Source organism: Bradyrhizobium sp. SYSU BS000235 (assembly GCF_049747295.1).
Lineage (GTDB): Bacteria > Pseudomonadota > Alphaproteobacteria > Rhizobiales > Xanthobacteraceae > Afipia.
Genome location: NZ_JBMHJM010000001.1, coordinates 64457 through 87358 on the forward strand (window position 1 = coordinate 64457; position 22902 = coordinate 87358).

At 59.1% G+C, this 22902-nt stretch carries 21 protein-coding genes; 8 read left to right on the plus strand and 13 right to left on the minus strand.

Features of this window, described 5'->3' with window-relative positions; genetic code table 11:
- Window positions 1-6 precede the first annotated feature (6 nt).
- The 4 genes from ACP0KA_RS00275 to ACP0KA_RS00290 all read right to left on the minus strand — a co-directional run bounded on the left by ACP0KA_RS00275 (window position 7) and on the right by ACP0KA_RS00290 (window position 4608).
- Window positions 7-1095, minus strand: coding sequence for an enoyl-CoA hydratase/isomerase family protein (locus ACP0KA_RS00275; protein ID WP_424626837.1), 1089 nt, complete (start codon window positions 1093-1095; stop codon window positions 7-9).
- Window positions 1092-2237, minus strand: a complete 1146-nt coding sequence (locus ACP0KA_RS00280; RefSeq protein WP_424626838.1) for an isobutyryl-CoA dehydrogenase — start codon at window positions 2235-2237, stop codon at window positions 1092-1094. The genes ACP0KA_RS00275 and ACP0KA_RS00280 overlap by 4 nt, the downstream gene beginning before the upstream one ends.
- Window positions 2238-2258: 21 nt before the next feature.
- Window positions 2259-3752 (minus strand): CoA-acylating methylmalonate-semialdehyde dehydrogenase, encoded by a 1494-nt coding sequence (locus tag ACP0KA_RS00285; RefSeq protein ID WP_424626839.1) that lies wholly within the window; start codon window positions 3750-3752, stop codon window positions 2259-2261.
- Window positions 3753-3951: 199 nt separating this feature from the next.
- A complete protein-coding gene (locus ACP0KA_RS00290) occupies window positions 3952-4608 on the minus strand; it encodes a TetR/AcrR family transcriptional regulator (protein ID WP_424626840.1) in 657 nt (218 codons plus the stop codon).
- Window positions 4609-4769: 161 nt separating this feature from the next.
- On the opposite strand from ACP0KA_RS00290, the gene ACP0KA_RS00295 reads away from it, so the two are divergent.
- The 3 genes from ACP0KA_RS00295 (at window position 4770) to fabF (ending at window position 8267) form a co-directional block, all read left to right on the plus strand.
- A complete protein-coding gene (locus tag ACP0KA_RS00295) occupies window positions 4770-5540 on the plus strand; it encodes an enoyl-CoA hydratase (protein WP_424631454.1) in 771 nt (256 codons plus the stop codon).
- 168 nt (window positions 5541-5708) lie between these two features.
- Window positions 5709-6902 carry an acetyl-CoA C-acyltransferase gene (locus ACP0KA_RS00300; RefSeq protein WP_424626841.1) on the plus strand — a complete coding sequence of 398 codons (1194 nt, stop codon included), beginning with the start codon at window positions 5709-5711 and terminating at the stop codon, window positions 6900-6902.
- A gap of 84 nt (window positions 6903-6986) precedes the next feature.
- Complete coding sequence (gene fabF, locus ACP0KA_RS00305; protein WP_424626842.1) at window positions 6987-8267, plus strand: beta-ketoacyl-ACP synthase II; 1281 nt, start codon at window positions 6987-6989, stop codon at window positions 8265-8267.
- A gap of 11 nt (window positions 8268-8278) precedes the next feature.
- Here fabF and ACP0KA_RS00310 read toward each other — a convergent pair whose 3' ends face one another.
- Entirely contained in the window at window positions 8279-11104 is a 2826-nt protein-coding gene (locus ACP0KA_RS00310; RefSeq protein WP_424626843.1) for a PAS domain-containing protein, read from the minus strand.
- A 175-nt stretch (window positions 11105-11279) separates the two neighbouring features.
- Here ACP0KA_RS00310 and ACP0KA_RS00315 point away from each other — a divergent pair, with 175 nt between their 5' ends.
- Complete coding sequence (locus ACP0KA_RS00315; RefSeq protein ID WP_424626844.1) at window positions 11280-11552, plus strand: DUF6496 domain-containing protein; 273 nt, start codon at window positions 11280-11282, stop codon at window positions 11550-11552.
- 1 nt (window position 11553) lies between these two features.
- Here ACP0KA_RS00315 and otnK read toward each other — a convergent pair whose 3' ends face one another.
- From otnK to ltnD, 3 genes are read right to left on the minus strand one after another with little or no spacing between them, the layout of a single operon-like run.
- A complete protein-coding gene (gene otnK, locus ACP0KA_RS00320) occupies window positions 11554-12831 on the minus strand; it encodes a 3-oxo-tetronate kinase (RefSeq protein ID WP_424626845.1) in 1278 nt (425 codons plus the stop codon).
- The gene (gene otnI / locus ACP0KA_RS00325; RefSeq protein WP_424626846.1) at window positions 12828-13622 is read right to left on the minus strand and encodes a 2-oxo-tetronate isomerase; all 795 of its coding nucleotides are present in this window, start codon (window positions 13620-13622) and stop codon (window positions 12828-12830) included. Before otnI ends, otnK begins: the two co-directional genes overlap by 4 nt.
- Window positions 13623-13669: 47 nt before the next feature.
- Entirely contained in the window at window positions 13670-14608 is a 939-nt protein-coding gene (gene ltnD, locus ACP0KA_RS00330) for an L-threonate dehydrogenase (protein WP_424626847.1), read from the minus strand.
- Window positions 14609-14753: 145 nt separating this feature from the next.
- Here ltnD and ACP0KA_RS00335 point away from each other — a divergent pair, with 145 nt between their 5' ends.
- The 3 genes from ACP0KA_RS00335 (at window position 14754) to ACP0KA_RS00345 (ending at window position 17291) form a co-directional block, all read left to right on the plus strand.
- Window positions 14754-15410: an aldolase gene (locus tag ACP0KA_RS00335; protein WP_424626848.1), complete on the plus strand. Its 657-nt coding sequence runs from the start codon at window positions 14754-14756 to the stop codon at window positions 15408-15410.
- The gene (arsC, locus tag ACP0KA_RS00340) at window positions 15407-15814 is read left to right on the plus strand and encodes an arsenate reductase (glutaredoxin) (protein WP_424626849.1); all 408 of its coding nucleotides are present in this window, start codon (window positions 15407-15409) and stop codon (window positions 15812-15814) included. Before ACP0KA_RS00335 ends, arsC begins: the two co-directional genes overlap by 4 nt.
- Before the next feature lie 118 nt (window positions 15815-15932).
- Complete coding sequence (locus tag ACP0KA_RS00345) at window positions 15933-17291, plus strand: esterase-like activity of phytase family protein (RefSeq protein WP_424626850.1); 1359 nt, start codon at window positions 15933-15935, stop codon at window positions 17289-17291.
- 72 nt (window positions 17292-17363) lie between these two features.
- On the opposite strand, the gene ACP0KA_RS00350 is transcribed toward ACP0KA_RS00345, so the two are convergent.
- Both ACP0KA_RS00350 and mobB read right to left on the minus strand, forming a co-directional pair.
- Window positions 17364-17606 carry a sulfurtransferase TusA family protein gene (locus ACP0KA_RS00350; protein ID WP_424631455.1) on the minus strand — a complete coding sequence of 81 codons (243 nt, stop codon included), beginning with the start codon at window positions 17604-17606 and terminating at the stop codon, window positions 17364-17366.
- A gap of 6 nt (window positions 17607-17612) precedes the next feature.
- Window positions 17613-18140: a molybdopterin-guanine dinucleotide biosynthesis protein B gene (gene mobB, locus ACP0KA_RS00355; protein ID WP_424626851.1), complete on the minus strand. Its 528-nt coding sequence runs from the start codon at window positions 18138-18140 to the stop codon at window positions 17613-17615.
- Window positions 18141-18342: 202 nt separating this feature from the next.
- Here mobB and mobA point away from each other — a divergent pair, with 202 nt between their 5' ends.
- On the plus strand, window positions 18343-18978 hold the full coding sequence (gene mobA / locus ACP0KA_RS00360) for a molybdenum cofactor guanylyltransferase MobA (RefSeq protein WP_424626852.1): 636 nt from the start codon (window positions 18343-18345) through the stop codon (window positions 18976-18978).
- Between the two features lie 7 nt (window positions 18979-18985).
- Here mobA and ACP0KA_RS00365 read toward each other — a convergent pair whose 3' ends face one another.
- The 3 genes from ACP0KA_RS00365 to ACP0KA_RS00375 are packed head-to-tail and all read right to left on the minus strand — an operon-like array spanning window position 18986 to window position 22892.
- Window positions 18986-19429 (minus strand): PTS sugar transporter subunit IIA, encoded by a 444-nt coding sequence (locus tag ACP0KA_RS00365; RefSeq protein WP_424626853.1) that lies wholly within the window; start codon window positions 19427-19429, stop codon window positions 18986-18988.
- A gap of 53 nt (window positions 19430-19482) precedes the next feature.
- Complete coding sequence (locus ACP0KA_RS00370) at window positions 19483-20172, minus strand: response regulator transcription factor (protein ID WP_424626854.1); 690 nt, start codon at window positions 20170-20172, stop codon at window positions 19483-19485.
- A complete protein-coding gene (locus ACP0KA_RS00375) occupies window positions 20169-22892 on the minus strand; it encodes a DUF4118 domain-containing protein (protein WP_424626855.1) in 2724 nt (907 codons plus the stop codon). The genes ACP0KA_RS00370 and ACP0KA_RS00375 overlap by 4 nt, the downstream gene beginning before the upstream one ends.
- Window positions 22893-22902: the final 10 nt, after the last annotated feature.

The window sequence follows — 22902 nt, forward strand, 5'->3', positions numbered from 1 at the left end:
TGAGAATCAGTCTGGAAACACCAGCTGATATTTTTTGTGTGGCTCGAAGTACGTCGCGACCATCTCCGGCGTCACGTCCTCAAGACGTGCCGGAGACCATTTCGGATTGCGGTCCTTGTCGATAACCGCCGCGCGAACGCCTTCGATGAATTCCGCACTTTCGAAAACAACCAGAGCCGCGCCGTATTCGCGGACAAGGCATTCCTTGAGCGATTTCGACGTACGGCCAAGCCGCAACAGCCGCAACGTCACCTTCAATCCGATCGGCGACTTGTCGGACAGCGCTTTCAGTGTCGCGAGCGCGAACTCGGAGCCGTCCTGCTTGAGTGCAGCGACGATCTCCTCCATCGTGTCGAAGGCAAAGCAACGATCGATCTGCTCACGATGTTGCGCAATCGAGGCAGTTGCGTCTTTCACCGCGTACCCCTGCAAGATCGCGCGAACATCATTCGCACTCGCACGCAGCGGCGCATTGGTCAGCGCATCACGCAAGGCCGGCCAGTCAGCCGAATTGATCAGGACGTCAGCGACGCCGGCGTAGACCGCATCCGCGCCGCTCATCGGCTGGCCGGTCAGCGCATAGTAAGTGCCGAGTTCGCCCGGCGTATGTGACAGCAGCCACGTGCCTCCGACGTCCGGGAAAAACCCCAGACCGACTTCAGGCATCGCGATTCTCGTTTTCTCGGTGACGATCCGATGCGGTCCATGAGCGGAAAGGCCAACGCCCCCGCCCATCACCAGCCCATCCATGTAAGCAATATAGGGCTTTGGATAGACCGGGATACGCGCGTTCAGGATGTATTCCTCGCGCCAGAAGACGGCCCCGAGGTCACCACCGACCTTGGCGCTCTCGTAAAGCCCTCGGATATCGCCGCCGGCGCACAATCCGCGCTCGCCCGCGCCTTCCAGCAGCACCAGCGAGACGCCGGGATCGGATTCAAAGCTATCAAGCGCCGCGACGATGCCTCGGGTCATCTCCAGCGTCAGCGCATTGATGGCCTTCGGACGATTGAGGCGGAGCACTCCGGCTGCCCCCTCGCGACGAACGATCAAGTCACCATCCACATTGTTCATAGCAGCAAGGGGCGCATTCATCGCGCCGCCTCGATCAGTTTCCGCGACACGATCAACCGCATGATTTCGTTGGTGCCTTCCAGAATTTGGTGCACGCGCAGGTCCCTTACGATCTTCTCGATTCCGTATTCGGCAAGGTAGCCGTAACCGCCGTGCAATTGCAGCGCCTGATTGGCAACGTCAAAGCCTACATCGGTGCCGAACCGCTTGGCCATCGCGCAGAGCATGCTCGCATCCGGATCCTTGCGGTCGAGCGCAGCCGCCGCCCGCCACAAAAACGTGCGCGCGGCCTCCAACTCGGTCGCCATATCGGCAAGCCGGAACTGCAACGCCTGGAACTCGTCGAGGCGTTTTCCAAAGGCCTTGCGCTCTTTCATGTAGTAAAGCGACTTGTCGAGGGCAGACTGCGCGCCGCCCAGCGAGCATGCGGCGATGTTCAGCCGACCGCCGTCGAGCCCCGCCATGGCGATCTTGAAACCGATGCCCTCATCGCCGAGGCGATTGGCAACCGGCACACGAGCGTTCTCGAAGATCACCGCGCGCGTCGGCTGCGCGTTCCAGCCCATCTTGCGCTCATTGCCGCCGAACGACACGCCCGGCGTGTCGCCTTCGATCACCAGTGTCGAAATCCCTGACGGGCCTTCGCTGCCGGTGCGAACCATAGCGACATAAAGATCGCTGGCGCCTGCGCCGGAAATGAACTGTTTTTGTCCGTTCAGAACATAATGATCGCCATCACGAACCGCGCGGGTGCTGAGCGCCGCGGCGTCCGATCCCGAGCCCGGTTCCGTGAGGCAGTAGCTTGCCAGCAGCTCCATGGTGCAGAGCCGCGGCAGCCATTGTTGCCGCTGCGCCTGCGACCCATACGCATCGATCATCCACGCAGACATGTTGTGGATCGAGATGAACGCCGACACCGTCGGACATCCCATCGCGAGAGCCTCAAAAATCAAGGCTGCGTCGAAACGCGTGAGTGCGGAACCACCCACATCGTCGCGGATGTAGATTCCGCCGATGCCAAGCGCGGCAGCTTCGCGCATGACATCGAGGGGGAAATATCGCTCCTCGTCCCATTTGACGGCGAAGGGAGCGATTTTCTCAGCCGCGAATTCGCGAGCCATGTCGCGAACCGCTGTCTGATCCTCAGTGAGAGCGAACTGCATCCGCGCCCGCCTCGCTTGCCGTTAGCTGGTCGGCATCGCGAACTGGGCACCTTCCTTGACACCGGATGGCCAGCGCGAGGTCACCGTCTTGGTTTTGGTGTAGAACCGCACCGAGTCCGGTCCGTACTGGTTGAGGTCTCCGAAACCGGACCGCTTCCAGCCGCCGAAGGTGTAGTACGCGACCGGCACAGGAATCGGCACGTTGATGCCAACCATGCCGACATTCACCTTGGCTGCGAATTCGCGAGCGGCGTCGCCATCGCGGGTAAAGATCGCAACACCGTTGCCGTATTCATGCTCGGACGGCAAAGCCACCGCTTCATGGAAGTCGTTGGCGCGAACGACGGACAGCACCGGGCCGAAGATCTCTTCCTTGTAGATCCGCATATCCTTGGTGACGTTGTCGAACAGACAACCGCCCATGTAGAAGCCCTTCTCGTAGCCCTGCATCTTGAAGCCGCGGCCGTCGACGGCGAGCTTGGCACCTTCCTTGATGCCGATCTCGACGTAGTCGCGCACGCGATCAAGCGCCGCCTTGGTGACGAGCGGACCGTAATCTGCGGTCGGATCGGTAGAGAGGCCGATCTTGAGGTTTTCGACGCGTGGAATGAGCTTTTCCATCAGCCGATCAGCGGTGGTCTTACCGACCGGCACCGCCACCGAAACCGCCATGCAGCGCTCTCCGGCTGCACCGTAACCCGCACCGACCAGCGCATCGGCCGTCTGATCCATGTCGGCGTCCGGCATGATGATCAGATGGTTCTTCGCACCACCGAAGCACTGGCACCGCTTTCCGGTCGCCGCTGCACGCTCATAGATGTACTGCGCAATGGCCGAGGAGCCGACGAAGCCGACCGCGGCGATGTCGTGGTCATCCAGGATCGCATCCACCGATTCCTTGTCGCCATTGACAACATTCAGGATGCCCGCCGGCAAGCCCGCCTCGATCATCAGCTCGGCAAGCTTCATCGGCACGCCCGGATCACGCTCCGACGGCTTCAGAATGAACGCATTGCCGCAGGCGATCGCCGGCGCGAACTTCCACATCGGAATCATTGCCGGGAAGTTGAACGGCGTAATGCCGGCGACAACGCCCAGCGGCTGCCGCATTGAATAAAGGTCGATACCGGGGCCCGCACCTTCGGTGTATTCGCCCTTCATCAGGTGCGGAATACCAAGCGCGAACTCGACAACCTCGACGCCGCGCAGGATATCGCCCTTGGCATCGGGGATGGTCTTGCCATGTTCACGAGCAAGCAGTTCGGCCAACGCATCGTTGTCGCGAGCGACGAGCTCCAGGAAGCGCATCAGAACACGAACGCGGCGCTGCGGGTTGGTCGCCGCCCATGCCGGCTGTGCAGCCTTGGCATTTTCGACGGCGGCCCGGACTTCCGCTTTCGTTGCCAAGGCAACCTGAGCCTGAACATCGCCCGTCATGGGCTCAAACACATCCGCCGTGCGGCCTGATGTGCCTTTTACGTGTTTGCCGCCGATAAAGTGCCCGATCGATCGCATGCGTAACCTCCAGAAAGAAACTGGGAGGCTTTTAGCACCGTCCCATGAGAAATTGGAACGGGGTTCTGTGCACAGCTTGGTCGCACGGAGCGCAAAGGACGCCGTTGATAATATTCGATTTTCTTAGGTCGGCGCCCGTATGACGCCCATAAAACGTCAATCGAATAATCGGCCGACCAATAAAAATGACCATTTGGTCTCAAGAACGTCTCGCGGCATCCTCGGTGACAGCCGCGTCGGCGGTCTTGGCCGCACGCTTGCGACGCCGCGGTTCGGAGGGGCTGTCAGCCTTCTGCGCCGCGGAACGTCCCGCATCGAGGATTTCGTCGGATAGCTCACCCGTGCCGGCCATGCGGGCCATCAACAGCGCCCCCATCATGGTGGCCAGCGCGCCGATCGCCTCCCGCCGCGCATCTTTTTTGCTCTGCCCAGATATCTCGCCGGCAATGACGTCGATCATTCTCTCCAGCTTGGCGGCAACCGCCTTGCGGATTTTGGGATTGGCTCGGGAGACCTCAGCGCCCAGCGCCGGAAGTGCACAACCATTGCCAACGTCGTCGCGGTGAGCGGCTGTCAAATACCCGTTCACCACCGCAGCGAGCCCCTCGCCCTCCGGCGCTTCATCTGCCCGCTTGCGCCAGCGCTTTGCTGCCAGCTCCATCGCATGAATAAAAGCCTCGCCGATCAGCGCATCGCGCGACGGGAAGTGCGCATAAAATCCGCCGTGCGTAAGCCCGGCCTCTTTCATGAGCTCAGCAACGCCAAGGCCTGCTGCGCCACGCTCGCGCAACCGCACCGATGCGTTTCTCACGATCCGCTCGTGCGTCTCAGCTTTATGATCTTTTGAATAGCGCATCGGCGCCTCATCTATAATATGTCACCGGTCATATATAGCACGAATTGCGCGGCAAATGAGGTTTTTCAGGCCAAATGGCTGCCATGCACCTCGTTTGACAAAGCACCATGATCGCGCACCATCGCATTCCCTTCCACGTTCCAACATTAAGCTTCGGTAACATGCAAACGATCAACGACTACTGCGACGTTGCGCACCGCGACAACGGCATTGCACAATTGACGATCCGAAACGCCGGCTCGCTCAACATCGTCAACTCGGACGTCATCTCCGGAGTTCGGGCCGGGCTCGAAACGCTCGCCAAAGACGACAGCATTCGCACTCTCATCCTTGCGGGATCCGGCGAGAAAAGCTTCATCGGCGGAGCCGACATCAAGGAAATGGTGACGCTCAACCAGGCTTCAGCCGAAACGTTCATCAAAGGACTGCGCGATCTTTGCGAGGCGGTTCGGCAATTCCCTTCGCCCGTCATTGCACGATTGAAAGGTTGGTGTCTCGGCGGCGGACTCGAGGTGGCGGCGGCCTGCGATCTGCGGATCGCTGCGCAAGACGCAAAGTTCGGCATGCCCGAAGTCAAGGTCGGCATCCCCTCGGTTATTCATGCCGCGCTTTTGCCGCGGCTGATCGGCTGGGGACGCGCCCGCTGGTTGATCCTGACAGGAGCGAACATCGATGCGGCAACTGCACTGAGCTGGGGCCTGGTCGATCAGGTCGTCGCGGAAACGGACCTCGACACCGCCATCATGGCCGTCGCCTCGTCGATCGCCGAGTGCGGGGCTGAGGCAATGCGCAGCCAGAAGGCCCTGCTGAAACAATGGGAGGAAATGCCATTGACGGAATCCGTCAATCTAAGCGTCGGCGTTTTCGGCCAGGCTTTTCTGACCGGCGAACCGCAGCGCCACATGAGAGCCTTCCTCGACAAGAAGAAGTAACTGCTTTCAAACGAAATTTCGTTCGTTTTAAACAGAACGGGCGCTTGTTCCACGCATCTGCTCCCTATTTTATTGTGCAGATGCGATTGCAATTTTCGCCCCCCTTCATATGATATCCGTCATCTAAATCACAATGCCCTGCCTGCGTGCCGGCAACAGGAGAGCCTCATGTCAACGTCAGATCCCGTCGTCATCGTTTCTGCTGCCCGTACGCCACTCGGCCGTTTCCAGGGTGAACTGTCGCCGTTCAGCGCCCACAATCTCGGTTCGCATGCCATCGGCGCAGCCCTCGAGCGCGCAAAGCTGTCGCCGGACCGGATCGATGAGGTCTTCATGGGCTGCGTTCTTCCCGCTGGCCAGGGACAGGCTCCCGCCCGCCAGGCCGCGCGCGGCGCGAAACTGCCGGACGGGACCGGCGCAACCACCATCAACAAGGTCTGCGGCTCGGGCATGAAGGCGACGATGCTGGCCCACGATATCATCAATGCCGGTTCGGCTGAAATCGTCGTGGCCGGCGGCATGGAAAGCATGACCAACGCCCCCTACCTGCTGGCAAAAGCGCGCGGCGGATATCGCGTCGGGCACGACCGCATCATCGATCACATGCTGATGGACGGCCTTGAAGACGCCTACGAGACCGGCCGTTCGATGGGTGATTTCGGCGAAGCCACTGCCGAGACCTATCAGTTCACACGCAAGGATCAGGACGAGTACGCAATGGAAACCCTGACCCGCGCCCGCAAGGCGGTCGAGGGCGGCGCGTTCAAGAACGAGATCGCGCCTATTTCAGTGAAAGAGAAGGCCGGCGTGCGGGTGGTCGAGAACGACGAGCATCCGCTGAAGGTTGATCCTGCAAAAATTCCGAACCTGAAGCCGGCATTCCGCGCGAACGGCACGATTACGCCTGCGGCCTCTTCGGCCAATGCCGACGGCGCGGCCGCGCTGGTGCTGACGCGCCGCTCAATCGCCGAGCGCGAAGGCCTGCCGATCATGGCGGAAATCAAGGGCCACTCGACCCATAGTCAGGAACCGGCGTGGTTCACCACCGCTCCGATCCCGGCGATCAGGAAGCTGCTCGAGAAAATTGGCTGGAGCGTCAACGACGTCGATCTCTTCGAGATCAATGAGGCGTTCGCTGTCGTCCCGATGGCGGCTGCCCGCGACCTCGGAATTCCGCGCGAGAAGTTGAACATCAATGGCGGCGCCTGTGCCCTTGGTCATCCGATCGGCGCAACAGGCGCCCGCCTGATCGTGACGTTGCTCCATGCCATGGAGAACAACAACGTCAGCCGAGGTATCGCCTCTCTGTGCATCGGCGGCGGCGAAGCCACTGCCATCGCGATCGAGCGCAAGACGCACTAACGCCATCGCGCGGCCTTCAAGGCAGGGATCGCCGAGTTCTTCATCCGGCGATCCAGACGACGTCTGACAACAGGGTATCACGCCGTGAAACAGAGCAGCACCACACGCCGAATTGTCGTCACCGGGATGGGAGCCGTGTCCCCGCTGGGTTGCGGCGTTGAAGGAAACTGGTCGCGCCTCATTGCGGGCCAATCCGGCCTTCGCGCACTCTCGGACAACATCGGCGCTGATCTGCCGGCCAAGGTTTGCGGCGTTGTACCCGACATCGCTGAGGATCCCGAGTTTGGCTTCGATGCCGATCGTGCGGTGCCCCGAAAAGACCAAAAGAAAATGGACCGCTTCATCCAGTTCGCGATGATGGCGGCCAACGAAGCGGTCGCGCAAGCCGGATGGACACCCGATAACGCGATCGCAAGTGAGCGGACCGCGACGATCATTGCATCCGGCGTTGGCGGTTTTCCTGCGATCGTCGATGCCGTCCGTACCACGGATGAGCGTGGCGTGCGTCGCCTTTCCCCGTTCACGGTGCCGGCCTTCCTCGTCAATCTTGCCGCGGGACAAGTTGCGATCCGTCACGGCTTCAAGGGGCCGCTGGGCGCGCCGGTCACGGCCTGTGCCGCGGGCGTACAAGCCATCGGCGATGCAGCGCGTCTGATCCATTCCGGCGAAGCCGACATTGCAATCTGCGGCGGCGCTGAAGCCTGCATCGATCGCGTCAGTCTCGGCGGATTTGCGGCTGCGCGCGCCCTCTCCAGCAGGTTCAACGACGAGCCACAGCGGGCGTCCCGTCCGTTTGACAAGGACCGCGACGGGTTCGTCATGGGTGAAGGTGCTGGTATTCTGGTGATCGAGACCCTTGATCACGCGCTCAATCGCGGCGCAACCCCGATTGCCGAGCTGGTCGGATATGGCACCACCTCTGACGCCTATCACATGACGGCCGGGCCCGAGGATGGCGACGGAGCGCGGCGCGCCATGGAAATCGCAATCCGTCAGGCTGGAATTGCACCGATTGAGATTCAGCATCTCAATGCCCATGCCACATCGACGCCGGTCGGCGATAATGGTGAGCTTGCTGCCATCAAGGCCCTGTTCGGCACCAAGGGCGCCATTGCGGTGAGCGCTACGAAATCCGCGACCGGTCATTTGCTCGGGGCAGCCGGTGGTCTCGAAGCCATTTTCTCGGTACTTGCGCTGCGCGATCAAATTGCACCACCAACTCTGAACCTCGATCACCCGGACGCGGAGGCTGAAGGGATTGATCTCGTGGCCAAGACAGCACGGCCCATGGCCATTGAGCATGTCTTGTCGAACGGCTTCGGTTTTGGCGGCGTCAATGCCAGTGTCATATTCCGCGCCTGGTGATCGCTGCCCGATCAGCCAGCGATCATATCTTTGACGCGCTGGAGAAATTTCTCCACATCGAACGGCTTGGTCATCATGTCCATACCGGGATGGAGAAAGCCTTTCGCCATCGCGGCATTTTCTGCATAGCCGGTGATGAAAAGGATCTTCAGATCCGGCTTCAGCTGGCGCGCTTGATCGCCTAACTCGCGCCCGTTCATTCCCGGCAAGCCGACATCTGAAACCAGCAGATCGATCCGTTGATCGTGCGTGATGATGTGAAGACCTGACGGGCCGTCAACAGCTTCCAGCACGCGATAGCCCTGGTCTTCCAGCGTTTCGACGATCACGTTGCGAACGACCGGCTCGTCTTCCACCACGAGCACCGTTTCACCGGATGCCTGATGCTCGCCGCTCACGCTCAACAAAGACGCGTCAGTCGACGTGCCGCCAGCGTAGCGAGGCAAATAGATTTTGACCGATGTGCCATGCCCCGGCATGCTGTCAATCGAGACATGGCCGTTCGATTGTCTCGCGAAGCCATAGATCATTGACAGGCCGAGCCCGGTCCCCTGCCCGATCGGCTTCGTCGTGAAAAAAGGATCGAATGCTCTCTCCACAATCTCGGATGTCATGCCCATACCCGTGTCCATGACATCGATGCAAACATAGTCCCCAGGTGAAAGGGCCGGGTTGCTTTCCAGCACGCCGTCAAGCCGCACGTTCTTTGTCTTGATCATGAGCCGCCCGCCTTCCGGCATGGCGTCGCGGGCGTTGATCGCAAGATTCAGCAAGCCGCTTTCGAGTTGATTTGGATCGCACAGAGTGCACCACAATCTATCGGATGGCACGATCTCGAGATCGATGCCTTCCCCGATCGTCCGCCGCAACAGATCTTCAAGCGACGCTATCAATTGGTTGGCGTCCACCGACTTCGGGCTGAGCGGCTGTCGCCGCGCAAAAGCGAGCAATCGGTGCGTGAGCGCCGCTGCACGATGGGCTGACGTCATGGCAGCGCCGATGTAGCGCTCGACATTGTCGGTCTTTCCCTTGTTCAACTTCGCTTGCATCAGATCCAGTGACCCGATGATACCGGTCAACAGATTGTTGAAGTCGTGAGCGATGCCGCCGGTGAGCTGACCGACGGCCTCCATCTTCTGCGACTGACGCAAGGCTTCTTCGGTGGCCTTCAACCTTTCCGCTGCCGCCCGCTCCTCGGTGACGTCGCGGGCAACAGCATAAATCTGGCCGGCGTCTGGAACCGCAGTCCACGACAACCAGCGATAGGAGCCATCCCGATGGAGGGCACGCCCCTCAAACCGGATCGTCGGCCTGCCACGATTGAGATTATCGAGTTCAGAGACCACCTTCTCGCGATCATCCGGATGCTCGAGCCACTCCGACTTCCTGTTGATCAGTTCCTGCTCGGTCCACCCGAGCGTCTTCGTCCACGCCGGGTTGACACTTCGCAACGTGCCATCGAGATCTGCCACCGCCAGGAGATCCCGTGACACATTCCAGATGCGGTCACGCTCACGGGTTTTTTCCTGGACCCGCTCGGCGAGCGTCGTATTCAAAGCTGCAAGTTCCGCCGATATTGTTTTTTGATCGTGAACATCTGTACCGGTGCCGATCCAACGGATGATCCGCCCGAGTTCGTCGCGCGCAGGCACAGCTCGCCCGAGAAACCAGCGATAAATCCCGTCTTTGCGGCGCAAGCGAAATTCAACTTCGTAGGTCTCGCCCAATTCGAGAGCGCGCGTCCAGGCTGCGAGAGCCACCGGCACATCATCCGGGTGAATGATCTTGGCCCACTTTCTCCCATCAAGATCGCCAACCGCGGCCCCCACGTATTCGTAGACACGCGGGTTGAACCAGGTCGCCATTCCATCCGCCTTAGCGGTCCAGACATGATGCGGCACGGCATCCGCGAGTGTCCGAAACTCCTCTTCGCTTTCCCGCAAGGCCTTCTCGGCCATCACCTGCTCGGTGATGTCGGTATGAGCGCCAACCAAACGCAACGGCGTGCCATCTGCATCCCGCTCGATAATCGCCTTGACTGAAATCCACCGAACCTGCCCGTCGTTCGGACGAATGATCCGATAAGTTGACGAATAGTCGCGGATGTTGCCTTTCACTGCGTCGCGGAATTGTTTCTCCGCGGCGACGCGATCCTCGGGATGAACGCGCTTGACCCAGTCTTCATGTGTCTCGTGAGCCGCTTCCGGCGGGAGGCCGTGAATCGCGAGGTACTCCGGCGACCTCCGATTGCGAAATCTGCCTCGCAGATCGACTTCAAGTCCGCCGATCCGGCCGATTTGCTGGACACGCGTGAGTTCACTCTCCCGCTCACGCAAGGCAAGTGATGCGGTGTACTCCTTGGTCACGTCGCGGCATATCACCAGCACGCCACCAATTTCGCCATCGCTGTCGATGGGACTGTAGCTGTAGGTCCAGTAGACTTGCTCGAGCTTGCCATGGCGCGTCACGGGAATGAGTTGGTTCTCGTGCCATGTCGCATCCCCGCCTCTCATGACTTGGTCAATCTGAGGCCCGATGACATCCCATATTTCACCCCAGCACTCACGACCGCGTTGACCGAGGGCACTGGGATGCCGCTCCGGCCCCATCGTGGCGCGATATGCATCATTGTAAAACTGGATGAGTTGTGGTCCCCACCATATGAACATCGGGTAATTGGTATTGAGCAAGAGCCTGACCGTTGTTTTCAGGCTTAGAGGCCAACTCTCGGGTTGGCTGAGCGGCGTGGATGACCAGTCGAAGGCGCGCATAAGCGCACCCATCTCGCCGCCGCCGGCAAGAAAGTCCGGAGAACTTGCCTGGTTCGTATCAAGCATCTGGCGTGTTTGACGAAACCCCTGCCACAGGAATTCGGTTTAACTGTCTAAAACGTCGATGGAGCCCGTTGGTTCCATCCCGCCCGCCACTTCTCGATCCTCGCCGGTGCAATGGAACCCAGCGTTCCACTTGCACTTATTCCTATGTCGGCCCGACCAAACTCGGAGGGAGTGCATGGCCCGCAAATATTCAAAGGCTGCGTCGAAGAAAGTCGCGCGTGCGGTACGCAAAACGAAAAAAGGAACACTAAAAAGCGGCCGCTCCGGCAAGAAAGTCAAAAGCCGGAAGCAAGCCATCGCCATCGGCCTTTCCGAAGCGCGAAAGGAAGGAAAGAAAGTCCCCCAAAAGGCGAAGAAGACCTCCAAAACATCGAGTTCAAAGAAGAAGAGCTCCAAAAAGAGAAGCTCAAAGAAGAAATCACGAAAGACCGGAAAATCCCGGTCTTGAGTTAGGCAACTAGGCGAACGGCATCATTGAAGAAGTCCGGCCCCCCGAAATTTCCGGACTTCAATGCCATGATCATGTCGCCTCTTTTCGATCCGATCGTTCGCAGCACCGGCACGCCGGTGGCAATTTCCGGGCCGACAAGGAATGCCGGGATCACGAGCCGATCCACCACGGCTCCCGACGTCTCACCGCCGGCGATGATGAGGCGCCGCACGCCTTGCGACAGCAGTCCCTCGCTGATCTCAGCCATGGCCTGCTCGATGGCGTGACCGGCAGCATCGCGGCCATATCGCGATTGCAAAGCCGAAACCTGATCGGGTGTTGAGCTGCTTGCAATCAGGATCGATGATTTGCCGAGATGGTCTTTAGCCCATGCAAGCGCACGCTGAACCTCCGATCCGCCTTTGACAATCTGCTCGGGATCGAGGCGCAACACGGCCATCGTTTTCTCGGCTTCGGCGATCTGCGTCAGCGTCGCTTGAGAGCAGCTTCCGGCAAGACACGCGACAGGACCACCAACAGGCTTGCTGTCGATCGTGGATGCAGAGGCGTCCTTCACCTTTCCGGATGCAATCAGGCCGCGCGCCAACCCCAATCCCATGCCGGACGCACCGACAGATAGGTCATAGTCGAGCGCCGCCTGGCCGATGGCCTCTAGTTCGTGATCGAACACCGCATCGACGATCGCGCTGTGATGTCCCTCGCCGGCAAGATCCGCAATGCGCTTGCGGATCGCGTCAGGGCCGCGAACCACCGTCGCCAGATCGACGAGGCCGACCTTGTCACGGCTCTGTCGACCCAGCACGCGCACCAGATTGGAATCGTGCATCGGATTAAGCGGATGATCCTTCAACGGACTTTCATTCAGCGGCACGCTGCCGACAAAGAGATTGCCTTGATAGACCGTTCGTCCGGTCCCCGGAAACGCCGGAGTCACCAGCACAATGGGATCGCCGGAATCATCGCGCAGCGCATCCATGACGGGACCGATATTGCCAGCATCCGTGGAATCGAATGTCGAGCAGATCTTGAACAGCACGTGCGACGCACCGCGCGCGCGCAACCATTTGTCCGCGGCGCGCGAACGCGCGACAGCCTGGGATGCCTCGATGGATCGGCTCTTGAGCGAGACCACGACGGCATCAACATTTGGAAGCGCCAGCGCATCATCGGGGACACCAATGGTCTGCACGGTTCGCAAACCGCTGCGCGTCAGCATATTCGCGAGATCGGAAGCCCCCGTATAGTCGTCGGCAATACAGCCCAGTGCCAATGTCACGACCGAACTCCCGACTTTTCTTTGGCGTAAGGCGCAAACCAGCCCAGACCATCAACGGTTTTTCCTTTAGGCCGGTATTCGCAACCGACAAATCCGCTGTAGCCGAGGCGATCCAGTTCCTCGAACAGGAAAGGATAATTCAATTCCTCGCCTGCGGGCTCGTTGCGTGACGGCACACTCGCGATTTGAATATGCCCGATCATCGGCATCATCTGCTGGAGCGCAATCGTGACATCGCCATTAACAATCTGACGATGATAGATGTCGAACTGAAGTTTCAGGTTCGGCAGCTTCATCTCGTTGATCAGGTCCCTGGCGAAATCGAAGTTGTTGAGAAAATATCCCGGCACGTCGCGCGGATTGATCGGCTCGATGACCACATCGACATTTTCCTTAGCGAGCGCTTCAGCCGCCCACGCCACACCCCGGCGAAACGACTTCACCGCCTCCGGATCGTTGCGATCCGCGATGCCGGACATCAGATGCACCCGCTCGACACCGGTCGCTGCAACATAGGGCAACGCCTGCTTGATGCTGTTTTGCAAATCCGTGAAGTGATCGGGCCGCGCAGCAAAGCCCTTCTCGCCCGCATCCCAGTTGCCCGGCGGCAGGTTGAACAGCGCGAGGGTGAGACCATTGCTCTTCAATCTGTCAGCAATCGCTTCCGGCGGATGATCGTAGGGAAACAGAAATTCAACGTTGGCGAAGCCGGCATCGGCCGCGGCAGCAAAGCGATCGAGAAACGACCACTCGTTGAACATCATGGTGAGATTGGCAGCGAAACGGGGCATGGATGTTTCCGTTGTTCTTGCTTGTTGCGGCTATTCTTACTTGAGTATTAACCCGGTTCGCCGGGAATTTTCGTGCCGGTGTTTCGTGCATAGACGCGCGCCACGGATATATCGTCGTCGCGCCCCATTCCAGACGCCGAGGCCATCAGGAACATCTGCAGTGCAGCAGCCGCAACCGGTACCGGGTATTTCGCATTCCGTGCCATGTCCTGGATGATGCCAAGATCCTTCACGAAGATGTCCACCGCACTCCGCGGCGTGTAATCGCCATCAAGCACATGCGGAACGCGGTTTTCGAACATCCATGAATTGCCGGCCGATGCCGTGATGACGTCATAGACTTTGCGGATATCGAGACCTTGCTTGGCTGCAAAGGTGATCGCTTCGCTCGCTGCTGCGATATGCACGCCGGCAAGCAACTGGTTGATCATTTTGAAGGCGGCGCCCTGTCCCGGTTCATCGCCGAGTTCGTAGAGCTTGGCGGACATCGCATCGAGCGCAAGTCTTGCTTTGGCGAACGCGGCCTTGCTGCCTGACGCCAAAACGGTGAGTTCGCCTTGCGCGGCGCGTTGGGCTCCGCCGCTGATCGGCGCATCGAGATAGTGTCGCCCCGTTGCCTCGAGCTGCTTCGCCAGCCGCCGGGCGATATCCGGGTCCATGGTCGCGGATGAAATGAACACCGCCCCCTTAGGCAGCGTCTCGGCAACGCCCTGCGGTCCGAAAAGAATCGTCTCCGTCTGCGCCGCATTGACGACGACGCTGACGACGGCATCGGCATCCCGTGCGGCTTCCGCCGGCGTCGCGGCCGAACGTCCCTTTTCCGCCACCAGCCGGGCGACAGCATCGGCGGATACGTCGCAACCGACGACATCGAAACCCGCGCGCTTTAAGGACAGCGCCATTCCCAGCCCCATCGACCCCAGGCCGATAACGGCAATACGGCCCAAACGTGAATCAGCCGATGCGGCTTTAGCGGGGTCAGTCATGGATATGTCCTTGGATCGCTTCTTTTTGGCGGGCTCCGCGGCAGGCGCGGTTTGTGGGTTGGTAACACGACTTTGCGGCCCAACCAAAAAGCCATTTCAGCAAACTATAAAACATGTGAAAAAGCGCCAGTAAGAGGATGGCAACATGACAGAAACCAGGCTTCGCGAGCAGATTTGCGCATACGGACGCTCGCTGTTCGAACGCGGGCTAACGCCGGGCTCTTCCGGAAACATCAGTATCCGCCTCGACGACGGTGGCTGGCTGGTGACGCCGACCAACGCGTCCCTCGGATTTCTGGATCCAGCCCGAATTTCAAGGTTAGACGCCTCCGGCCGCCTCACCTCCGGCGATGCGCCGACCAAGGAAATCCCCCTGCATTCGGCGCTTTATGAGACCCGCGGGTCAGCACGTGCCATTGTGCACCTGCACTGTTCGCATTGCGTTGCACTATCGATGCTCCCGGAAGTTGATCCACATAACGCGCTTCCGCCAATGACCCCTTATTATGTCATGCGTTGTGGCGCGACCGCCCTGCTGCCTTACTACCGTCCCGGTGATGCGGCGGTGGCCGACGCCATTCGGGGACTGGCCGGGAAATACTCCTGCGTGCTGCTTTCCAATCACGGTCCCGTTGTCGCGGGCGACACGCTGGAAGCGGCCGTATTCGCGACCGAAGAGCTGGAAGAAACGGCGAAGCTCTACCTCATGCTGCGTGGTATGAATCCGCGCGGTCTGACCAAGGAACAAGTCGCGGATCTTGTCGCGACATTCAAGATATCATTGCCGGAGACCTCAACTTGACCGTTACCATCTTTCACAACCCTGCATGCGGCACATCCCGCAACACCCTCGCCATGATCCGGCAGAGCGGCGAAGACCCCGTCGTGATCGAGTATCTCAAGACGCCGCCCAGCCGTGAGCGCCTGGTTGAACTCGCGAAGGCTATGAACAGCCCGGTACGCGCGTTGCTTCGCGAGAAGGAAAAACTTTGCGCAGAGCTTGGTCTCGCCGATCCTGCTCTGACAGACGACGAACTGCTCGAAGCAATGACGAAGCATCCGGTGCTGATCAATCGTCCGATTGTTGAAACGCCCAAAGGCGTGCGGCTGTGCCGTCCCTCCGAGCAGGTGCTCGACCTGCTGCCTCATCCTGTGACGTCTTTTCAGAAAGAGGATGGAGAGGTAGTAACACGTTCCGCTTCCTAGCAACGCGACAATTGGGCGCGGGATAGCAAAGCACTATCCTGCGCGGAGGCGCGATGTTGTTACTGCACTGACACACAAAATCCGGACAAACGGCGCATGGTTCACGGAGATGATTTCCATGCGCATTTTTTCGCTATCGACCTCCATTCTCGCTCTCACCCTTCTGCCTCATATTGCATCAGCGCAAACCGCTGCTCAGTCTTTCCCGGCAACACTGGCTGGACACGCCGTGATGCCGGCGGAATCCTTCGTCGATGCACCAGCAGACGCACCTGCCGATCTCAAAACTTCCGGCAAGTTCACCACTGGCACGCGCATAGACGCGGTCGGCACCATCGAAGGCAAATCCTTCGATCGTCCCACCGGCGTCAAGCTTCCATTCAAAGGGCAACCGCTACAGGGTCATTCCGGCATCAAGAAGATGGCGGACGGGACCTTCTGGGTTCTGACCGACAATGGCTTCGGCAGCAAGGCGACGTCGCCGGACTCGATGCTGTTCCTCAACCATTATCGTATCGACTGGGCTAAGGGGACGCTGGAGAAGATCGCGGCGATCTTCCTGCATGATCCCGATAAGAAGGTCCCCTTCCGTATTGCCAACGAAGGTACCGAAAAGCGCTATTTGACCGGTGCGGATTTCGATACCGAAAGCTTCCAGCCCATCGGCGATAAGATATGGATCGGTGATGAATTCGGCCCTTATCTCTTGCGGGTCGACAACACCGGAAAGATTGAAGCTGTCTTCGAGACGATGATCGATGGCAAGCCGGCGCGCTCTCCGGACCACTATTCGATCACTGCGCCTGCAACGCCAACCGCTCAGGTCGCGTTCAACGTCCGCCGCTCAAAAGGCTATGAAGGCATGGCGGCCTCGCCGGACGGCAAGTTCCTCTATCCGCTCCTCGAAGGCCCGATCTGGGACGCCGAGAAGAAGGACTGGGAAAAGACCGCAGACGGCAAGGAGTATCTACGTATTCTTGAATTCGATGTCGGTGCCGGCAAATGGACCGGCCGGCATTGGAAATATGTCCTGGACGAGAACGGATTCGCGATCGGTGACTTCAACATGATCGACGCGACAACCGGCATGATCATCGAGCGCGACAATGGCGAAGGCACCGCAGACAAGGCTTGCGAGGGCGGAAAGAAGCCGGACTGCTTCCATGACCTCGCGAAGTTCAAGCGCGTCTACAAGATCGAGATGTCTGAAGCGAATGCGAACAGCGCGGTTCGCAAGATCGGCTATATCGATCTGCTAAAAATCAACGATCCCGACAAGAAGGCGCGCAAGCCTCTGAACGACGGCGTTCTCAAATTCCCGTTCTGGACCATCGAGAATGTCGATATCGTCGATCCACAGCACATCATCGTCGGCAACGACAACAACCTGCCCTACTCATCCAGCCGGGAACCGAACAAGGCAGACGACAATGAGTTTGTTCTACTCAATGTTGCTGAATTTCTGAAGGCGCGATGAACTCCAAAATAGCGAAGGCCGCCTCACCAAGGCGGCCTTTCTTTATCACTGCACCATCAAGAACGGCTTTGTCTAACCAGCTGAGTTCGCGCCGACCTTATCGATGACGAACACGATCCGTGCCTCGTTCTGCTCCAGGATTTCGACCCGATCTCCCGTTTCACGGATCAAGTTTGGAATGTCGATAACGGACAGTGGATCGGTGCAATGCACTTCAAGACGGTCTCCGGCCGCGAGGCCCTTAAGAGCTTTGCGCGTCCTGTACACCGGAAGCGGACATTTAAGCCCCATCAGATCAAGCTTGGTCGCGTTCATCGGCAATCAGCTTTCCAACGCCTTGCTGGCCACGAGTTCATCGATCGGCGCTGCGAATTCAAGGATCATGGTCGCAATCGCCGGGATATCATCCAGGTCAGCCAGCGGCAGGCGCGTGTCGATCTTTTGGTCCGTCGCGATGCCGACGATCGCCGGATCATCAGGAAACAGCAATGGCTTGCCGTTGGCTGCGCGATGAACTTCGATCTTGGGGTGCGTATCGGCCTTGAAACCTTCGACAACGACCAGATCGACCACGGACATCCGCTTCAGGTGTTCCCGCAGAGCCGGTTCGGGCGCGTCGCGGAGTTCATGCATCAACGCCCAGCGCCGGCCTGATGAGACCAGAACCTCGGTCGCACCCGATTGTCGATGAACCCACGAATCCTTTCCCGGCACATCGACATCAAAGTTATGATGGGCGTGCTTGATGGTGGAAACTCTGAGACCCTCGGCAACAAAATGGGGGATGAGGCGCGTCAGCAAGGTCGTCTTGCCCGCTCCGCTCCACCCCGCCAGTCCAATAACCTTCATTCCGTCCTCCAGCCCTCTTTCAAGGGCAGTTCAACGCCAGTGTCCCGAATCTGAAGTTCGCTTCATAATGCAGCGCACCCCGGAGCAAACTTCGGAACCACCACACGAGGCCGTCCATATCATATACATAAGGTCCAGCGACCGAATTGTTGGACCGACACCGAGTAATCCGGCCAGATCCCTGGCCCGAAGAGCAGATGGAATGACTGACAATTTCCCAAAAACACTAGGCGTTCTGCTCGCAGGCGGACTGGCGCGGCGAATGGGCGGCGGCGACAAGTCATTGCGGACAATCGGCGGCCGGACGATCATGGAGCTCGTGATCGCGCGATTGGCGGCCCAATGCGATCAGCTCATCCTCAACGCCAATGGCGACCCGTCCCGCTTTGCTGCGTTTGGTCTCCCGGTCGTTGCTGACAATATCGAAGGCTTCGCAGGCCCGCTGGCCGGCGTGCTGGCAGCACTCGACTGGACTGCGGAACACCGGCCCGATGTCGACTGGGTGCTCAGCACCGCCACCGACTGCCCGTTTCTCCCGCGGGACCTGGTACAACGCCTTCATCAGGCGAGAGCCGCGGAAGGTCGTCAAATCGCTGTCGCGGCGTCCGGCGGACATCTCCACCACGTGGTTGCCCTATGGAGCGTGTCGCTCCGCGACCAATTGCGTGATGCGCTGGTGAAAGAGGACATTCGTAAGGTCGGCCTCTGGATGTCACGCTATGAGCCCGCGACCGTCACCTGGCCGGATACACCTCTCGATCCGTTCTTCAACGCCAACACGGTCGAAGATATCGCCGAAGCGGAACGGCTTGCCGCTCTGGATCAAGAATCCCACTAAGCGAAAGCTATTCTATCATCGACGCATAGAGCTCGGATTCGTGGCGGGCTTGGCGCAGCTGCTTCAACAGCTCATCCGTTTTAAACTTCCGAGCCACCGATGCCAGAGCGACGAGTTGATCCGCTTCCGGTGGTGCTGGCAGCAACAACAGAAATACCAGGTCGACCAACTGACCATCGATCGCCTCAAAGTCTATTGCTGGCTTGAGCCTCGCCATCACACCATGAGGCTTCTTCACCATCGGCAATCGAGCATGCGGAATGGCGACACCCCGCCCCATGCCGGTCGAGCCCAAACCTTCGCGTTTCAGCAACTCCGCCGCGACGTATTCCGGCTGTAAGCCAAGACTGGATGCGGCCTTCTTCGACAACTCCTGAAGAAGTTGCTGTTTATTTGTCGCCCGCACATCGCAAACAACATCGCGCGGGGCGAGGAAATCAGAAATCGTCATTGGAGCTCCGGGACTGCGAAATCCAGAACGTGCCGCCATCGGTTGCATCATTGTCAGTCCGGAGCACGAAACCTGTAACCGATACCTGTCTCGGTCAAAACATACTGCGGTTGTTCCGCATCACCTTCGATCTTCTGTCGAAGCTGGCGAACATACACACGCAGATATTGGGCGTCCGTCAGCTCATCCCAGAGTTCATGCAGCAGAAACTTGTGAGTGAGGACCTTGCCGGCATGCTGTACCAGGATGCGTAGAAGATCATATTCCTTTGGTGATAATTTGACGTCTCTGTCGCCAACCTTCACGATCCGCCGCACCAGATCCACGGAGAGATCCCCCGTGCGGAAGATCGGGCGTTCGCCATGGACCTGTAACTGATGACGAAGTGCTGCGCGTATACGTGCCAGAAGCTCGTCCATGCCGAAGGGCTTGGTGACGTAATCGTCGGCGCCGAGATCAAGCGCCTGAACCTTACCGGCTTCGTCGCCCCGGCTCGAAAGAACAACGATAGGAACGCTGTCGTTGCGGGCCCGGATCGTGCGCAGCAGGTCGTGCCCCTGAATATCTGGAAGCCCAAGATCGAGGATGACCAGATCCGGCTTGCTTTCGAGCAATTCCAGCGCCGTCTTGCCATTCGGCGCATCAAGGATTTCGTAACCTTGGGTGCTCAGCCCCATTCGCAACAGCTTGCGGATGGGTGGCTCGTCGTCGACCACAAGGATTTTCAGCGGAGCGGCGCTCATGCTGCGGTATCCAGTTTTTCAGTGATTTTGGGGATGGGAAGTTTGATCGCGATAATTGCGCCTGTCCGATCGGTTCTGTTTTCGGCTGAAATCGTCCCATGCATGGCCTCTATGAAGCCGCGGGAGATTGCGAGTCCAAGCCCCGTGCCGGGTCGAACATGATCGCCCTTCTGCACGCGATAGAATTTATCGAAGACATTCTCAAGCTCATCCGCCGGAATGCCATCGCCCTCATCAAGGATCTGCAGTGAAACTGAATGTGCTTCCCGCCAGCTCTGGACCTGAATGAGACTGCCGACGGGCGCGTATTTTGCGGCATTGTCGAGCAGATTGAACAACACTTGCTCAAACAAAACCGCGTCCAACTGCAGCATCGGAAGCTCCGCCGGAAGCGCGAGCTCGACGCGATGGTGAATGAGAATTTTACTCGCCCGCCGCAAAGCACTGCCAACCACCTCACTCAGATCATGCGGCGCTGCATTGGGGATGATGGCTCCCGATTCGAGTTTGGTCATGTCGAGCAAGTTGGCGATGAATCGATTGAGCCGCTCGGATTCCTCGACAATCGTCGCAAGCAAATCGCCCTTTTCGGCGTCAGTCAGCCGGGTTGACAGATCTCGCAACGCACTCGCGGAGCCCAAAACTGACGATAGCGGCGTCTTGAGATCGTGAGAGATCGACGTCAACAGCGCCGACCGCAATCGATCGGTCTCGACCATTCGCTTGACGTGATCGATATCCTCGACAAGCCGCACGCGCTCAATGGCGAGCGCCGCCTGATCCATCAAGGCATCCAGCAGCCGCGTCTGATCAGGTGTCAGAATGGGCCCGGAGCGGTCATCATCAATGCCAACAACTCCGATCGGGCCCCGCCCCGTTCGTATCGGCAAAAACAGCCTTTTTGCGCCCGGCAGCGTATCCGACCCCCGTCCCGCGGGCCGGTCGTTGCTCCACGCCCAATTCGCAGCTGCAAGGTCCGCCTGATCGAGTTCGTCCTCAGGCGGGTAGCCCGCCTTCACCGCGATCGTGCCGTTCTCCGGCAGAAGCAAGACGACGCGAACCCTCAGCATCAATGCGGTCTGGTAAGCCGTGGCCCACAACACGTCATCCAGCGTGCCCGTTCCCGCGAGCTTCCGGCTGAATGAATAAAGATACTCCGTCGTGCGCGCCCTGCTCGTTGCAACCAATGCCTGCGTCCGCACGCGCGCGGCGACGTTCGAAACGAGAACAGCAATCAAGATAAAGAAGAAGAACGCAGCGATATTGGTCGGATCGGAGATGGTGAGTGTGTAGGTCGGCGGTAGAAAAAAGAAATTATAGCAAAGGGAGGCCGCGATACTCGACAGCAATGACGGCAACAGGCCATAGCGGACTGCAACACTCACGACGACCGTCAGAAAGACCAAGTCGACATTCTCGATACCGAGGACAGGACGGATCAGCAGGCTCACGCCGAGAGCAATGCCTGCGAGCAACAGTGCCATGCCGTAAGGAAGCGGATCCCAGGGCGCTGACGATTCAGCCGTCCGCACCCCTTTTGGAAGTGAAGCATTCTGCTCGAGCTTGTCACCGGCAATCACGTTTACGCTGATGTTGCCCGCACGCCGCACGAGATCGTGGACGATTGAGCCCCGGACAAGTTCAAACCACCACGCCCGGCTCGATTTTCCGATGACAATTTGGGTGACATTATTTGCGCGCGCAAAATTCAGGACGTCATCCGCAATGCGCGTCTCGACCGCGGGAATTGTCAGAACGTCTGCTCCGAGCGTTTCTGCAAGCCGCATGGTGGCCGCAAGACCATCACGCTCAACATCCGTTAACTGCAGACTTCTACGCGTCTCAATGCAGATTGCCGTCCAAGGCGCATGCAGACGGTCCGCCAGGCGTTTGGTGTAACGCACGAGACCAGCCGAGCGCGGGTCTTCACTGAGGCAGACAAGAATCCGCTCCCCCGCTGCCCATGGGCCGGAGATCGCGTTGGCCTGCATGTGGTTGAGCAGTTGCTCGTCGACCCGTTCGGCCGTCCGCCGCAGCGCCAGTTCACGAAGCGCCGTCAGGTTGCCGGGAGAAAAGTAATGCTCCAGCGCCCTTTCAGCTTGCTTTGGCATGTAGACCTTTCCCTCGCGAAGGCGCTGGATAAGATCGTTGGGGGTGAGGTCGACCAGCTCGATATCATCGGCACGATCGATAATCGAATCCGGAACCGTCTCGCGCACGCGCACGCGCGTGATTTGCGCGACGATGTCGTTCAGGCTTTCGATGTGCTGGATATTGACGGCAGTATAGACGTCGATACCGTTGTCCAGCAATTCCTCGACATCGAGATAGCGTTTGGGATGGCGACTGCCCGGCGCGTTTGTATGCGCAAGCTCATCGACGATGGCGATCTTGGGACGCCGCACGATCAACGCGTCCAGATCCATTTCTTCAAGAACTTGCCCCCTGTAATCCAATTGCTTGCGGGGCAGAACGTCGAGACCATTCAGCAGCGCCTGGGTTTCCACTCGACCGTGGGTCTCGACGACACCAACCACGACATCCACGCCGGCTTTCAACTTGGCGTGAGCGCTTTGCAGCATCTCATAGGTCTTGCCAACGCCAGGGGCCGCCCCGAGAAATATCTTGAGGCGGCCTCCATGTCCTTCTTCGCGCCGGGCGGCTTCTAGCAAAGCCTCCGGTGACGGTCGTTGTTCAGAATCGCGAGTGATGATCGCCATCAGCCATTTT